At 62.7% G+C, this 13,171-nt stretch carries 13 protein-coding genes; 6 read left to right on the top strand and 7 right to left on the bottom strand.

The window, feature by feature from the left end; all coding sequences use genetic code 11:
- Positions 1 to 8: 8 nt before the first annotated feature.
- From kdsA to ACGYLX_RS16065, 4 genes are all read right to left on the bottom strand, one after another.
- Positions 9 to 842, bottom strand: a complete 834-nt coding sequence (gene kdsA / locus ACGYLX_RS16080; RefSeq protein ID WP_394450750.1) for a 3-deoxy-8-phosphooctulonate synthase — start codon at positions 840 to 842, stop codon at positions 9 to 11.
- Positions 839 to 2,575, bottom strand: a complete 1,737-nt coding sequence (locus ACGYLX_RS16075) for a capsule biosynthesis protein (protein WP_394450748.1) — start codon at positions 2,573 to 2,575, stop codon at positions 839 to 841. The genes kdsA and ACGYLX_RS16075 overlap by 4 nt, the downstream gene beginning before the upstream one ends.
- Positions 2,553 to 3,212, bottom strand: coding sequence for an ABC transporter ATP-binding protein (locus ACGYLX_RS16070; RefSeq protein ID WP_067261436.1), 660 nt, complete (start codon positions 3,210 to 3,212; stop codon positions 2,553 to 2,555). Before ACGYLX_RS16070 ends, ACGYLX_RS16075 begins: the two co-directional genes overlap by 23 nt.
- Before the next feature lie 230 nt (positions 3,213 to 3,442).
- Complete coding sequence (locus ACGYLX_RS16065) at positions 3,443 to 4,036, bottom strand: acyl-homoserine-lactone synthase (protein WP_394450746.1); 594 nt, start codon at positions 4,034 to 4,036, stop codon at positions 3,443 to 3,445.
- 495 nt (positions 4,037 to 4,531) lie between these two features.
- Between ACGYLX_RS16065 and ACGYLX_RS16060 the strand changes: the two genes are divergently transcribed.
- Positions 4,532 to 5,935 (top strand): sensor histidine kinase, encoded by a 1,404-nt coding sequence (locus ACGYLX_RS16060; RefSeq protein WP_394414258.1) that lies wholly within the window; start codon positions 4,532 to 4,534, stop codon positions 5,933 to 5,935.
- A gap of 126 nt (positions 5,936 to 6,061) precedes the next feature.
- Here ACGYLX_RS16060 and ACGYLX_RS16055 read toward each other — a convergent pair whose 3' ends face one another.
- Positions 6,062 to 7,093: a permease gene (locus tag ACGYLX_RS16055; protein ID WP_394432275.1), complete on the bottom strand. Its 1,032-nt coding sequence runs from the start codon at positions 7,091 to 7,093 to the stop codon at positions 6,062 to 6,064.
- Positions 7,086 to 7,427: an ArsR/SmtB family transcription factor gene (locus ACGYLX_RS16050; RefSeq protein WP_394414264.1), complete on the bottom strand. Its 342-nt coding sequence runs from the start codon at positions 7,425 to 7,427 to the stop codon at positions 7,086 to 7,088. The genes ACGYLX_RS16055 and ACGYLX_RS16050 overlap by 8 nt, the downstream gene beginning before the upstream one ends.
- Before the next feature lie 109 nt (positions 7,428 to 7,536).
- Between ACGYLX_RS16050 and ACGYLX_RS16045 the strand changes: the two genes are divergently transcribed.
- Both ACGYLX_RS16045 and ACGYLX_RS16040 read left to right on the top strand, forming a co-directional pair.
- Positions 7,537 to 8,136, top strand: a complete 600-nt coding sequence (locus tag ACGYLX_RS16045) for a uracil-DNA glycosylase family protein (protein WP_394450745.1) — start codon at positions 7,537 to 7,539, stop codon at positions 8,134 to 8,136.
- A complete protein-coding gene (locus tag ACGYLX_RS16040; RefSeq protein WP_394450743.1) occupies positions 8,117 to 8,923 on the top strand; it encodes an SseB family protein in 807 nt (268 codons plus the stop codon). The genes ACGYLX_RS16045 and ACGYLX_RS16040 overlap by 20 nt, the downstream gene beginning before the upstream one ends.
- A 75-nt stretch (positions 8,924 to 8,998) precedes the next feature.
- Here ACGYLX_RS16040 and ACGYLX_RS16035 read toward each other — a convergent pair whose 3' ends face one another.
- Positions 8,999 to 9,616 (bottom strand): GcrA family cell cycle regulator, encoded by a 618-nt coding sequence (locus ACGYLX_RS16035; RefSeq protein WP_394450742.1) that lies wholly within the window; start codon positions 9,614 to 9,616, stop codon positions 8,999 to 9,001.
- A gap of 363 nt (positions 9,617 to 9,979) precedes the next feature.
- Between ACGYLX_RS16035 and ACGYLX_RS16030 the strand changes: the two genes are divergently transcribed.
- From ACGYLX_RS16030 to ACGYLX_RS16020, 3 genes are all read left to right on the top strand, one after another.
- Positions 9,980 to 11,155: an aspartate aminotransferase family protein gene (locus ACGYLX_RS16030; protein ID WP_394450740.1), complete on the top strand. Its 1,176-nt coding sequence runs from the start codon at positions 9,980 to 9,982 to the stop codon at positions 11,153 to 11,155.
- A gap of 73 nt (positions 11,156 to 11,228) precedes the next feature.
- Positions 11,229 to 12,134 carry an ornithine carbamoyltransferase gene (gene argF, locus ACGYLX_RS16025; protein ID WP_394450738.1) on the top strand — a complete coding sequence of 302 codons (906 nt, stop codon included), beginning with the start codon at positions 11,229 to 11,231 and terminating at the stop codon, positions 12,132 to 12,134.
- Positions 12,131 to 13,165 carry a 2-dehydropantoate 2-reductase gene (locus tag ACGYLX_RS16020; protein WP_394450736.1) on the top strand — a complete coding sequence of 345 codons (1,035 nt, stop codon included), beginning with the start codon at positions 12,131 to 12,133 and terminating at the stop codon, positions 13,163 to 13,165. The genes argF and ACGYLX_RS16020 overlap by 4 nt, the downstream gene beginning before the upstream one ends.
- Positions 13,166 to 13,171 lie beyond the last annotated feature (6 nt).

The following is a 13,171-nucleotide window of genomic DNA, read 5'->3' as shown; positions in this document are numbered from 1 at the left end:
AGATAAATTTAGAAAGTCAGCGGATGGCTTTTGGCCAGCGCGTCGAATTGCATCAGTAGGTTAATCAGCCCGGGCATCTGGTCGAGGTAGATCATATTGGGCCCGTCACTAGGCGCGCGGTCGGGGTCTTCGTGGGTTTCCATGAAGATCGCCGCAACGCCGATGGCGGCAGCACCGCGGGCCATGACCGGGGCAAACTCACGCTGGCCGCCCGAAGACCCGCCCTTGCCGCCGGGCTGGGCGACCGAGTGGGTCGCGTCCATCACCACCGGGTAGCCGGTCTGAGCCATCTGCGGCAGGCTGCGCATGTCGGCGACCAGCGTGTTGTAGCCGAAGGTCGTGCCGCGTTCGGTCAGCAGGATGTTGCGGTTCCCGGTGCTTTCGATCTTATCGACGATGTTCTGCATCTCCCAAGGGGCGAGGAACTGCCCCTTCTTCACATTAACCGCCTTTCCGGTCTCCCCGGCGGCGAGCAGCAGGTCGGTTTGGCGGCAGAGGAAGGCGGGGATTTGCAGCACGTCGACCACTTCACCGGCCTGTGCGCATTGCGCTTCATTATGCACATCCGTCAGCACCGGCACGTCATTGGCACGCGCCACGGATTGCAGGACTTGCAGCCCCTTTTCGATGCCCAAACCGCGCTTGCCCGAGAGGGAGGTGCGGTTGGCCTTGTCATAGCTGCCCTTGAAGATGAACTGCGCGCCGGCGGCGTCACATGCCTCTTTCAACACCCCCGCGACCATCTGCGCGTGGTCTTCGCTCTCCAACTGGCAGGGGCCAGCGATCACGGTGAGGGGACGATCATTGCCGACGGTAATATTGCCAATGCGCAGCTGGGTCATGAAGTTACCTGTTCTCTTAGAATGGACGCTGTCAGGGACAACATCAGGTAGATGCCTGAAAAGATAAGGAAAGCCAATATCGTGTTTTCGAACTTGCGGGGGTAGGTCGCCTCGTCCGGGGCCACGGGGTTGACCGCCACGGTGAGGTAGCGGACCTGCCGCCCAGCCTCGGTTCGGGCCTGCTCCATAGCGGTTTGCGCGCTTTGCAGCACCATGTCGGCAGAGGCGAGATCGGCCTGCGCAAGCTGTGCGGCGACCGCCTGTTGCGCCAGCGAGTTTTCGCCTTCGTTGGCGGCGGTCATCCGCTCGCGCAGTTTGGTGAGCTGTTCGCGCAGCCGTCGCACATCCCCGCGCGCGCCATCGACCTTGGCTTGGTTCGGGCGCTGGTTGTCGAGCAGGGCGGCGAGTTCGAGTTCCTTTTCGATCAAAAGGGTCTCGTAATTGGTGATCTGCGTGCGGATCGAGGCGATCATCGCCTCAGGGTCGACGTTGTTGTCGACCTGCAGTTTGATCAGCGCCTCCTGCGCCGCGCGGCGGTTCTCCAGCGCGGTTTCATAACCCTCCAGCGCGTCGCGCATGCCGTCTTCGCGCTTTTGCTTGCTCAGGTTGTTCACCCGCTCTTCGGCATAGGTGAGCAAACGTTTCGAGAATTCTTCCGAGACCTCGGGATCGGCGGCGATCACCTCCATCCGGATCACGCCTTCGGTCGGGTCATAGCCGATTTTGACGTTCTTCTTGTAGGTTTTGTAGGCTTCTTCGTTGCTGGGGTCTTCTGAAAGCCGTTGGATGGCGTCGATCTGCGGATCGGCGAAATGCGCGCGGAAACCTGCGTCTTCGTCGAGGCGTAGCATCGCGTCTTTCGATTGGAGATAGGCCTGCGTGGCGATGCTGTCGGCGCTATTGGCGAATTGTGTGGGCAGCAGCCCGCCAAAGGGGCTGGAGCCACCGCCGCCTTCGTTCTGGATGATCAAAAACTGGCTTTCGGTGGCATACATCGGCGTGGCGATTTTGTAGAAGTAATAGCCTGCGGCGATCGTGGGCAACATGACGAAAAAGGCAAGCCGGACCAGCAGCATGGCCGCTTTGCGGCGGCGGCGGCGGGTGATGTCGCGTTGAATGTCCGAGATCTCGCGCTGGCGGCGCTCGGCGGGGCTGACATCGGTCGAGGGCAGGCCGCGCGGGCCGCGGGGCGTGGTCTGGGGCAGTTGCACCTTCGGGTCGCCGGGCTGGCCGCGGGTGGCGGGCAGACCGCTGTCCGCCGGATCGCCCGACTGCGGCACCACGAGTTCCAGCATGTTGGACCGCTGAAACGGGTCGATCCCCTTGGCCCGCAAAAGGCGCACCGCGTCGAAATCCGAGGTTGGCGCCAGCCCGTGTTTCTGCGCCACCCGCCGCGCCATGCGCAATTGGCGGCCTGTCAGCCCTTCGCGGCGGATCGCGTCGATGTCCTGCTCGGCTGAGACTTCGTTGGCGGAAGACACCTCGCCCGAGCGGGCGCTTTCGGAATGGGGCGCTTTGCCGCTGCGGGCGGCATGTTCCAAGGCTTCCTTGCTGTGCGAGGGCTCTACCTCGGTCGCATCCGCGACAGCGCGCAGCTTGGCCTTGCGCGCGGCCTTTTCGGCGTCGGTCTGGTCCGCCTGCGCCTTCTCGGCGCTGTTCGGCGCGGCGCTGCTGCCCGAGGGGGGCGGCGCCTTGCGGATGCGGAATTTTCTAGCCTTGGGTTTCGTAGTCATAGAGCTGTTTCGCTTCTTCCAAGGTGTCGAACATATGTAGCTTGCCGTCCAAAAGGACAGCGGCGGAGCGGGCAAATTTCTCAAGCGTATGGGCCTGATGCGAGACGATGATGATCGTCGTGGTGCGCAGCCGTTCTTTCAGAATATCGCCCGCCTTGCGGTTGAATTCCACGTCTGTCGTGCCGGGCATGCCTTCGTCAATCAGATAGATATCAAAATCCAGCGCCAACATCAGCGCGAAAGAGAAACGCGCCCGCATCCCCGCAGAATAGGTGCCGAGCGGCTGGTCGAAATATTCCCCCAAACCGCAGAGCCAGCGGCAAAAGCTTTCGACGTAATCAGGGTCAAGCCCATAGAGCCGCGCGATATAGCGGGCGTTCTCCATGGCTGAGACTTTATTGACCACGCCGCCCATAAAACCCAATGGAAACGAGATGTTACAGCCCCGCCTAATCTCTCCTTCGTCGGGTTTTTCCAGTCCCGCCATCATGTTGATCAGGGTCGTTTTGCCGGTGCCGTTGGGGGCCAGAATGCCCAAGGAGTTGCCAAGCTCCACGCGAAAAGACACCCGGTCAAGAATGACCTTGTGCTGCGATCCCGTCCAAAAGGACTTGGACACATTTTCAAATTCCAGCATTCGCTGCTCCGGTTGGTGCTAAGCGGGGCGTCGCGGCGCCTCTGGTATCAGAGGTATCTTAACCGTTTATTCACGGAATTTGACCACAATATGTCGAAACGCGGGCGTTCGCTGGGGCAGGGCGCCGTGCGGGGCTTTCTGGTGGCGGTAAAACCTGCTGCCCGCAGGACGGGTATCCTGCGGGCGAGGGGGCATAAGAGGAGGGCATATCGGTCTGCGCCCGTGCGGGGTCAGTGCAACGTGTGGGTGCTCTCGGTCGGGGCCATCTCGCCGATGTAGCTGACGTTCATCAAGGCCGCTTGCGTGCGGTCTCCGTCGATGTTTTGCACCGGGCCTACGGGCACGGCGCTCATCAGGCCAAGCCGTGTCATCCAGCGGCTGAAGGTGGTGGGCACGATGCCCAGAACATGGCTGGCGCCCATGGCATGGGCGGCGCCGGCCATCTGGTTCATCAGCATACGCTGCACGGCGATACGGCGCTGCGCGGGGACTGCGCTGGTCAGGAAAAGACGGGTCGCTTCCCAGATGTCGTCGCGCACGGGGGCTTTGAAGAACAGCACGTCCTGCGGAATGTCCGGCAGCATCCCCAGTTGCGCATCGCGCAGCATGTAGCTGTACTGCGCGCAGGTCGAGGTGGTGGGCATTAGGCGGACCCCGCCCATGACCTCCCCATATTCATGCAAAACGATCCAACGCGCGCGGGGCGTGTCGTATTGGTCAAACTCCATCCCATCAACCTGAGGGAGATCCCATTGCTTGTCGTCGATAAAGATTCGGCGCCGCGCCCGGAGGAAATTAACGAATAATTCCCCGTGCTGATGCATGTTCAAAAATGACAAAGTTGTGGCACGCATATAGGGGTTGGCCCGGGCAAGGGCCTCGGGGCTATAGGGGTCGACCTCTGTCGATTTGTTGTTAAGCAGTTTTCGTGGGAAGCGGTTGTTCTTTACTTCCAGCGCCTTAGCGTCCTGTGGCGTCAGTTCGGGAAGAACATCCTGCCAAGATTTTCCACTGAAGCTCCGTCCTTGCAGACTCATGTTGGACCTCGAAAATTCGCTGTAAAAATACCTCTTATCAAGAGGCTAACCTCTAGTTGCATGAAATGGCCATACTTATGTCCCATTTCCGGGTGTAGAAGGGAAGATGATCGCGTCTAACATGTGCTTCGATGCCGAAATGCAACATGTTAAGAGCGTTTGTCGGCAGAATGCCGGCATTCGAGCAGCCGACCGAAGAAAACGAGAGCGATGTCGCAGGAAAAAGTAACATACGGCCCGATTCATACGCCGCATCTGGCAGACGCGACAAAGGTGCAGCAGATGCGGGACTACTCCCAAGTCGGCGTTAACCTGTTTTGGCAGCGGCAGATGATCTTTGCGGCGGCCATTTGCCTGTCCGCTTTCTACTACGATCTTTGGCTGTCGATCTCGACGGTGATCCTGATCGCGATTTCCGAGACTTTCGACTATCTGCTTTTCCTGCGCATCACCCGCTGGCGGGGGCGCAGCCCGCGTTTGGCGCGTTTGTTCATGAACCGGATCTATATCGGCACGGTGCTGAGCGCCGGGGTGATCAGCTATTTCGCCCTTGGGATCGCGCTTCAGCAGGGGGCGACGACGCATTTCCTGCCGCTCTTCTTCCTTTTCGCCGCGGCGCTCTTCGCCTCGATGAACAACCACCATATCCTGCCGGTGCTGATGCTGCGGCTTGCGATCTATGGCGCGACATTCCTCTTCATCCCGATCTGGGACATCGTGCGCACGGGGGCGAGCATCGAATCCGAGCTTTGGACCCAGTTGTTCACCGTGGTCTTCGTGCTCTACTTCATCGTCGATTGCTCTCGCATCTTCCTAAAGATGTACCGCACCAATCTACGCCAGCTTGAAGAGCTGAAGGTCGAGCATGAGAAAACCAAGATCGCGTTCAAGGTGAAGACCGAATTCGTCTCGACCATCAGCCATGAGCTGCGCACGCCGATGACCTCGATCAAAGGGTCGCTCGATATGGCCTGCGCCGGCGTTTTGGGCGAAATGACCCCGCAGATGGAGAAAGTTCTAAAGATCGCGCAGCGCAATTCGGCGCGGCTGACGTCGATCATTAACGAGATTCTTGACCTGCAAAAGTTCGAGGCGGGCAAGATCAGCTTTGATATCGAACCGCTTGAGGTGCAGACGATCATTGAAGACGCGATTGAGTTGAACCAATCCTTTGCGGGCAACCTTGGCGTGACGCTGCGCTATGCCAAACCGTCGGAGCCTGCCGGGATCGCCACGGATGAAAAGCGCCTGCAACAGGTGATGTCCAACCTTCTGTCGAATGCCGCCAAATTCTCGCCCGCGGGATCGACGGTCAAGGTCACCTCGGTCAACCGTGGCGACAAGGTGCGGATCAGTGTGATCGACGAGGGGATCGGCCTTGCCGAATCCGAGCGTGAGAAGGTTTTTGACGAATTCTCGCAGATCGATTCCTCGGACCAGCGGGCCGTCGGCGGCACCGGGCTGGGGATGAACATCTCCAAACGGATCATCGAAGCTTTGGGCGGGCAGATCGACTATTTCAAGAACGACGGCCCCGGCACGACCTTCTATATCGATATGCCCTTGGGCAATGGTACGGGGAAGGAATTGCCCCATGGGATGGCTGTCAAAGACATGGTGAATGGCGAGGGGCCGATTGGGGATGAACCCTCCGAAAAGCCAGATGGGGAGCGCGCGGCGGCGTAAGTCGCGAGCGCCTCGCTGCCCGGCCTCTCGGCTTGGGCGACATCTGCCCTCGCCTCAGTGACAGTCGAAACAGAAAAGGGGCGGCATTTCTACCGCCCCCGCATTCGGGCCGTCAGTTTGACGCGGTCACGCCACCAACTGCCAGATCACACCCGCAAAGATCGCTCCGACGAAGGCAAAGCCGATATAGGCGGCGAAGACATGCGGTTTGACCAGTGCCCAGACAGCGATGGCCGCCGGAATGCAGCTTACCCCGCCCGCCACGACAAAGGACATGGCCGCGCCTTGGGTCATCCCTTGCGCCAGCAGCGCGTCGATCAGGGGTACCGCGGCATAGCCATTCAGGTAGGCCGGTGCGCCCACGAATGCGCCCAGAATGATTGGCATGATCCCGGTGCCGCCCAAGACATTGGCGATCCATTCGGCGGGCACATAGGTCAGCATCAGGGCTTCGACCACATAGGCGAGGGTCAGCCATTTGACGAGGAACAGCGCATTGGTCAGCGCCGTGTCGGCAAAGCTCGCGCGGCGCTCGGCCTCTTGCCAGAACTTCCAAACCGGCGCGCCGGAGAAGGGTTTGGCCGAAGAACAGCAGCTGCTTTTCGCGGGCTGGGGGCGCAGGGGGTCGTTGAAAATCGGCGTGCGGGACAGGGCCATGACGGTGAAACCCCCGAACATGCCGACGCCAAGCGCCGCGATGGTTTTCGCCAGGGCGAAGTCGAAGCCGAGCGTGCCTGAGGTGATCGCGAACATCGCCGGGTCCATCAGCGGGGAGGCCAGCCAAAAGGCCATCACCGCGCCGAGCGGGGCGCCGACGGCCAGCAGCGCAGCAATAAAGGGGATCACTTCGCAGCTGCAAAAGGGGGACAAGCCGCCGAGCGCCGCCGCCATCACCACCATCCGTGCCGGGTTGCCCTCGAAAGCGCGGGCAAGCAGGCTCTCGGCTCCGCTGGCTTTGAGATAGGCCACGGCCAGCACCGCGAAGGCGATGAAGGGGGCGGTGTGCAAAAGCGCCTCGGACGCGAAGATGACCGTCGGCATGACCTGCGGCGGATCCAGCAGCGCGATCAGCGCCAAGAGCGCCAGCGTGATGCCCCAAGCGCCTTTCAGAAAGGCCAAGCGGTGCAGCACGGGGAGGGTTTGTGTGGTATCAGCCATGGTTATGCTCCGTGCAGCCGTCGATTGCGTCCGCGCAGCATTCGGTCAGCAGGAAATTCGCCAAGGCTTGAACTTCTTCATAGGCGACGGCGGCGCAGATGGTGCTGCGGCCTTGTTTTTCCTGTTTCACCAGACCGGCAGAGGCCAAGAGTTTCAGATGATGTGTCAGGGTCGAGCCGGTCACGCCGGTGCGTTCGCCCAGCGTGCCGATGTTCAGCCCCTCTGATCCGGCGCGCACCAGCGTGCGCAGCACCAGAAGGCGTTGTTCCGATCCAAGCGCCGCAAAGCTGCTGGCGGCGAGGGTGAGGGCGGGGGTTGCGGATTCTTGTTTCATGATTCTAGAAATATCGAAACGTCAGCGCGATGCAAGGTTTATTTCGATAATTGACGAAGTGATGGCCCGCCGCCCTTTATCTTTTGGCCCTATCGCTTATCTCCTGCTCATGAAGGATATCCGAGATGATCTGGCGGCCTGCCGCCTTTGTGCCGAGCGTTTCGCCGTGACCGCCACCCAGCATCGCCCGCGGCCCATCGTCTGGTTCAAACCCGGCGCGCGGCTGCTGATCGCCAGCCAAGCGCCCGGCAAACGGGTGCATGAGGCGGGCAAGCCGTTCTGGGATATGTCCGGCACCCGCCTGCGCGACTGGCTGGGGCTGGATGAGGCGACATTCTATGACCGCGACAGGGTCGCCATCGTGCCGATGGGCTTTTGCTTTCCGGGCTATGACAACAAGGGCAGCGACCTGCCGCCGCCGCGTATCTGTGCGCAGACTTGGCGCAAACCGGTGTTGGAGATGCTGCCGGATCTGCGGCTCACGGTGCTGATCGGGGCCTATGCGATGAAATATCACCTGCCCGGATTTCGCAATGTGACCGAGGCGGTGGCGGGCTGGCGAGATCACCCGCCGGGGGTCTTTGCCTTGCCTCATCCGTCGTGGCGCAATACCGGGTGGTTGAACAAGAATCCCTGGTTCGCGGAAGAGGTCTTGCCCCGTCTGCGCGCCGCCGTGTCCGAGGTGATGAATGACCGACCGCCAAACTGACCCCAAGACCGAGCCGACCCCGCTCGACCAAGCCCATGCCGCGATGGCCTCCGCCCCCGACGACGACGCGGCGCGGCTTCGCTTTTACGAGCGTATCGCGGATGTCGAGCTGTTCATGCTGCTTGAGGATGAGCCGCAGGGCGATCAGATCAGCCCGGTGCTGCTTGACGACCGCTATGTCATGGTCTTCGACCGCGCCGCGCGGCTCTCGGCCCATGTGGGGGAGGCGTCTCCTTACGTGGCGCTCTCGGGGCGTGCGATTGCCGCAATGTTGGAGGGGCAGCCCTTGGGCATGGCGGTGAACATCGGCGTGGCCCCGTCGGAGATCCTGCTGCCTGCCGAGGCGATGGACTGGCTGCGCAACACCCTGGCCCATGCGCCGGGCGAGGTGGAGGCGGGCATCGACCGCGTGTTCCCGCCGCAGGGCTTGCCCGAGACGCTGATCGCCGCGATTGATGCGAAATTGGCGACGGCCACGGGCATGGCGGCGGGAGCCTTTCTTGTCGGTGTCGAATACAGCGGCGGCGGGCGTGGGCATCTGCTGGCCTTCGTTGGCGCAATCCCCCGGGCGCAAGACGCGCTGGTGCGCGCTGCGTCCGAGGCGCTGACCTTTTCAGGGATCGAGGCGGGAGCGATGGATGTCGGCTTCTTCGGCCCCAATGACGCGGTGGTCGAGAAGCTGGCCCGCGTCGGCCTGCGTTTTGACCTGCCGCAGATGGAGCCTTTGCAGAACACGCCCCGGATGGCCCCGGGCAGCGATCCGGCGAAACCGCCGAAACTGCGCTGATCTTGGCCTCAGGCAAAAAAAAGGCGGGCAGGGCACTCAAGCCCGCCCGCCTTTTTTCATTTTATCCTGCCAGTTTTAGCGGCGGCGGTCGCGCCGGGCGCTCATCGGTTGGAAGGCGACGCCGACATGGGCCTCGCAATAGGGTTTGCCCTGCTGCACGGGCAGGCCGCAGAACCAGAAATCATCGGTTGCCGGGTCGCCCACGGGCCATTTGCAGGTGCGTTCGGTCAGTTCCATCAGGCCGATCTTCTTGGCCTTCTTTTCCACTTCGCTGACCTTGGCAAGCGCCTCTGGGCTGATCTCATTCGCCGACGGCTGCGGCGGCAGGGGTTGGCCTGCGGGGATGATCTGTTTGCGCGCGGGCAGGTTGGGCTTGGGTGCCGGGGCTGCGGCGGGCTCTTCGGTTTCGGGCGCGGGGGCGGCTTCGGCCTCCGGCTCGGGCGCGGCTTTGGCGGCGGGCTTTGCCTTGGCCTCGGCCTTGGGGGCTGCGGGCTTGGCCTTGGGCTCCGGCTTGGCAGTCGCCGCCGCGGCGGCGGGTGCGCCAGCGGTGCGGTTCGACAGGCCCAGACGGTGCACCTTGCCGATCACGGCATTGCGCGTCACCCCACCCAGTTCCTTCGCGATCTGGCTGGCGGACTGGCCTTCGCCCCACATCTTTTTCAGTGTCTCTACGCGCTCATCAGTCCAGGACATACGGGGTTCCCCAGTTAAAAAGCGGCCCCCTAGCCCGGACCGCTTTGTCAGTGTATCGGCCCCCATTTTATCTTCTGGGGCCGCAGGTGCAAGCGCCGATGCCCTCTGGGCACGGGGCGCTGCGATTGGGGCTTTACGTGGGGGATGAAGGGCGGCTATGCAAGAGCCATGATCAAATCTGCCGCATATTCCATCCGACGACGCTTCGTCCGATAACATGGTGCCCCCCTTTGGGGCGGCGTGATGGCCTGATCTCGCAGCCTGCGTGCTGCATCCTTTCAAAAACAAGCAAATCCCATTGACCCTGCGCCAGCCCCATGCCCTTTTACCGGCGTGACACGGCCCTCTTTCAAGGACAAACAGATGATCCCTTCCGTTCTGCCAACCTATAATCGCGCCCCTTTGACCTTCGTCAAAGGCGAAGGCACTTGGCTGATCGAGGCGGATGGGCGACGTTTTCTTGATCTGGGCGCGGGGATCGCGGTGAACGCGCTTGGCCATGCGCATCCGGCGCTGGTGAAGGCGCTGACCGATCAGGCGCAGGCGCTGTGGCATACGTCGAACCTCTACCACATTCCGCAGCAAGAGGCGTTGGCCGACCGGCTGGTGGCCGAGACCTTTGCCGACACCGCCTTCTTTTGCAATTCGGGGACCGAGGCCTGCGAATTGGCGGTGAAGATGGCGCGCAAGTATTTTTACGAGGCAGGCCAGCCCGAGCGGGTCGAGATCATCGCCTTCAACGGGGCCTTTCACGGCCGCTCTTCTGCCGGGATCGCGGCGGCGGGGTCTGAGAAAATGACCAAAGGCTTTGGCCCGCAACTGCCGGGTTTCGTGCATCTCGACCTCGGCGACAGCGCCGCACTTGAGGCTGCCATCACCGACAAGACCGCCGCCATCATGGTCGAGCCGGTACAGGGCGAAGGCGGTATCCGCGCCGTGCCGGATGCCGAGTTGCAACAGATGCGCGCGCTGTGCGACGCCCATGGGCTTTTGCTGATTTGCGATGAGGTGCAATGCGGCGTGGGCCGGACCGGGCGGCTCTTTGCCCATGAATGGGCCGGGATCACCCCTGATATCATGATGGTCGCCAAGGGCATCGGCGGGGGCTTTCCGCTGGGCGCCGTACTGGCCACGGAAAAGGCGGCCTCGGGCATGACCGCAGGCACCCATGGCTCGACGTATGGCGGCAACCCGCTGGGCTGTGCCGTGGGCTGCGCGGTGCTGGATGTGGTGGCCGACGAGGCCTTTCTGGCCGAGGTGAGCCGCAAGGCGGGGCTGCTGCGTCAGCGTCTCGAAGGGCTGGTTGCTGAGCACCCGGAGGTTTTTGAAGAGGTGCGCGGCGCGGGGCTGATGCTGGGGCTGAAATGCAAGGTGGCGAATGCCGATGTGGTCGCCTCGGGCTATGCCCATGCGCTGATCACCGTGCCCGCCGCCGACAATGTGATCCGCCTGCTGCCGCCGCTGACCATTTCCGACGATGAGATCGCCGAGGCGGTGACCCGGCTCGACGCCATCGCGCGTGACCTGACCCCGGCCTGAGCGCCATTCACCCCAAAACATTCCTCGGGCTTTCAAGGCCGTGGCCTTTGACCCCGCAAGACAGAGACGACAGATGAACCATTTTCTCGATATCCACCAAACCGACCCCGCCGATCTGCGGCAGATCATCGACAATGCCGCCGCCATGAAAGCCGCGCGCAATGGCCGCCCGCGCGGCGCGCCGGATGATGACCTGCCGTTGAAAGATCACATGGTCGCGCTGATTTTCGAGAAGCCCTCGACCCGGACGCGTGTCTCCTTCGACGTGGGCGTGCGTCAGATGGGCGGGCAGACGATGGTGCTTTCGGGTGCTGACATGCAGCTTGGCCATGGTGAGACCATCGCCGACACCGCCCGCGTGCTGTCGCGCTATGTCGATATGATCATGATCCGCACTTTCGAAGAGCAGACCCTGCTGGAGATGGCGGAATATGCCACCGTTCCGGTGATCAACGGGCTGACCAACCGCACGCATCCCTGTCAGATCATGGCCGACATTCAGACCTTTGAGGAACACCGAGGCCCGATCAAAGGGCGCAAGGTGGTCTGGTCGGGCGACGGCAACAACGTCTTTGCCAGTTTCGCCCATGCGGCCAAACAGTTCGACTTCGACCTTGTCTTCACCGGGCCTGAGCCGCTCGACCCCGAGCGCGCGCTCGACGGGCTTTATACCACCGAGCGCGACCCCCAGAAGGCCGTGGAGGGGGCCGATCTGGTGGTCACCGACACATGGGTCAGCATGCATGATCCGCAATCGGCCCGCGAGCGGCGGCACAACCAGCTGCGCGGCTATCAGGTGAACGACGCGCTGATGGCGCTGGCGAAACCGGACGCGGTCTTCATGCACTGCCTGCCTGCGCACCGCGATGACGAGGCGACAAGCTCGGTCATGGATGGGCCGCATTCGGTGATCTTTGACGAGGCCGAGAACCGTCTGCACGCGCAGAAAGCCGTCATGCGCTGGTGTCTGGGCGCATGAGCGACGGCCCCCGCATCGTTGTTGCGGGCGCGGGGGCGGTGGGCTGCTTTGTCGGCGGGCTGCTGGCCGGGGCGGGCCATGCCGTGACCCTGCTGGCGCGGCCCCGCATTCAGGCTGAAATCCGCACCCATGGGCTGACCCTGACGGATTTCGGCGGCATGGCGCGCTACCTCTCGCCGGATGATCTGAACCTTGCGGGGGATGAGACCTGTCTGCGCGATGCCGATATCGTGCTGGTCACGGTCAAATCGCGCGACACCGAAGACATGGCCCGGCTGATCGCCCGTCACAGCGCGCCGGGCGTGCAGGTCATCAGCCTGCAAAACGGCATGGGCAATCGCGCGGTTCTGGCGCAGCACCTGCCGCAGCATGATCTGCGCGCGGGGCTGGTGCCGTTCAACGTCGTGGCCATGGGGCAGGGCTGCTACCACCGTGCGAGCTCGGGCGATCTGGTGATCGAGGGTGGCACCGCCGATCTGGCCCCACGGTTGTCGCTGCCGGACCTGAAGGTTGTGGAACACGCCGATATCACCGCCTTGCAATGGGGCAAGTTTCTGATGAACCTCAACAACGCGCTGAATGCGCTGAGCGGCCTGCCGTTGCAGGCCCAGTTGCAGGATCGCGCATGGCGCCGTCTGATGGCCGATCAATGGGCCGAGGCGCTGGCGGTCTTGCGCGCCGATAAGATCCGCCCCGCCATGACCACGCCAATCCCGGCTCGATTGGTCCCGACGCTCTTGCGCCTGCCGACGCCGATTTTCACCCGCGTCGCTGCAGCCATGTTGCAGATCGACCCGCAGGCGCGGACCTCCATGGCGCAAGACCTCGCCGCGCGCCGCCCGACCGAGATCGGCGCGCTTCAAGGCGAGGTGCAGCGCCGCGCAAGGGTGCTTGGCCGCGCGACGCCGGTGACGGATATGGTGCTGCGGGTGATGGGCTGGGCAGAGCTTGCGAATGAAGGGCTGCCGCATTTGCCGGTCGCCGCGCTGCGGGCCGAAATGGCGGCAAGGCAGGACCGGCAAGAGGGGTGAGGCGCG

The sequence above is a fragment of the Sulfitobacter sp. 1A13496 genome (assembly GCF_043557225.1).
Classification (GTDB): Bacteria; Pseudomonadota; Alphaproteobacteria; order Rhodobacterales; family Rhodobacteraceae; genus Sulfitobacter; species Sulfitobacter faviae.
The sequence above is the reverse complement of the archived record's forward strand: the minus strand, read 5'-3'. Positions and strand labels throughout refer to the sequence as shown.

What these genes read in the sequence shown, in the direction of transcription:
- kdsA (WP_394450750.1), bottom strand. Translation starts at nt 842, where the DNA reads ATGACCCAGCTGCGCATTGGCAATATTACCGTCGGCAATGATCGTCCC.
- ACGYLX_RS16075 (WP_394450748.1), bottom strand. Translation starts at nt 2,575, where the DNA reads ATGACTACGAAACCCAAGGCTAGAAAATTCCGCATCCGCAAGGCGCCG.
- ACGYLX_RS16070 (WP_067261436.1), bottom strand. Translation starts at nt 3,212, where the DNA reads ATGCTGGAATTTGAAAATGTGTCCAAGTCCTTTTGGACGGGATCGCAG.
- ACGYLX_RS16065 (WP_394450746.1), bottom strand. Translation starts at nt 4,036, where the DNA reads ATGCATCAGCACGGGGAATTATTCGTTAATTTCCTCCGGGCGCGGCGC.
- ACGYLX_RS16060 (WP_394414258.1), top strand. Translation starts at nt 4,532, where the DNA reads ATGCGGGACTACTCCCAAGTCGGCGTTAACCTGTTTTGGCAGCGGCAG.
- ACGYLX_RS16055 (WP_394432275.1), bottom strand. Translation starts at nt 7,093, where the DNA reads ATGGCTGATACCACACAAACCCTCCCCGTGCTGCACCGCTTGGCCTTT.
- ACGYLX_RS16050 (WP_394414264.1), bottom strand. Translation starts at nt 7,427, where the DNA reads ATGAAACAAGAATCCGCAACCCCCGCCCTCACCCTCGCCGCCAGCAGC.
- ACGYLX_RS16045 (WP_394450745.1), top strand. Translation starts at nt 7,537, where the DNA reads ATGAAGGATATCCGAGATGATCTGGCGGCCTGCCGCCTTTGTGCCGAG.
- ACGYLX_RS16040 (WP_394450743.1), top strand. Translation starts at nt 8,117, where the DNA reads ATGACCGACCGCCAAACTGACCCCAAGACCGAGCCGACCCCGCTCGAC.
- ACGYLX_RS16035 (WP_394450742.1), bottom strand. Translation starts at nt 9,616, where the DNA reads ATGTCCTGGACTGATGAGCGCGTAGAGACACTGAAAAAGATGTGGGGC.
- ACGYLX_RS16030 (WP_394450740.1), top strand. Translation starts at nt 9,980, where the DNA reads ATGATCCCTTCCGTTCTGCCAACCTATAATCGCGCCCCTTTGACCTTC.
- argF (WP_394450738.1), top strand. Translation starts at nt 11,229, where the DNA reads ATGAACCATTTTCTCGATATCCACCAAACCGACCCCGCCGATCTGCGG.
- ACGYLX_RS16020 (WP_394450736.1), top strand. Translation starts at nt 12,131, where the DNA reads ATGAGCGACGGCCCCCGCATCGTTGTTGCGGGCGCGGGGGCGGTGGGC.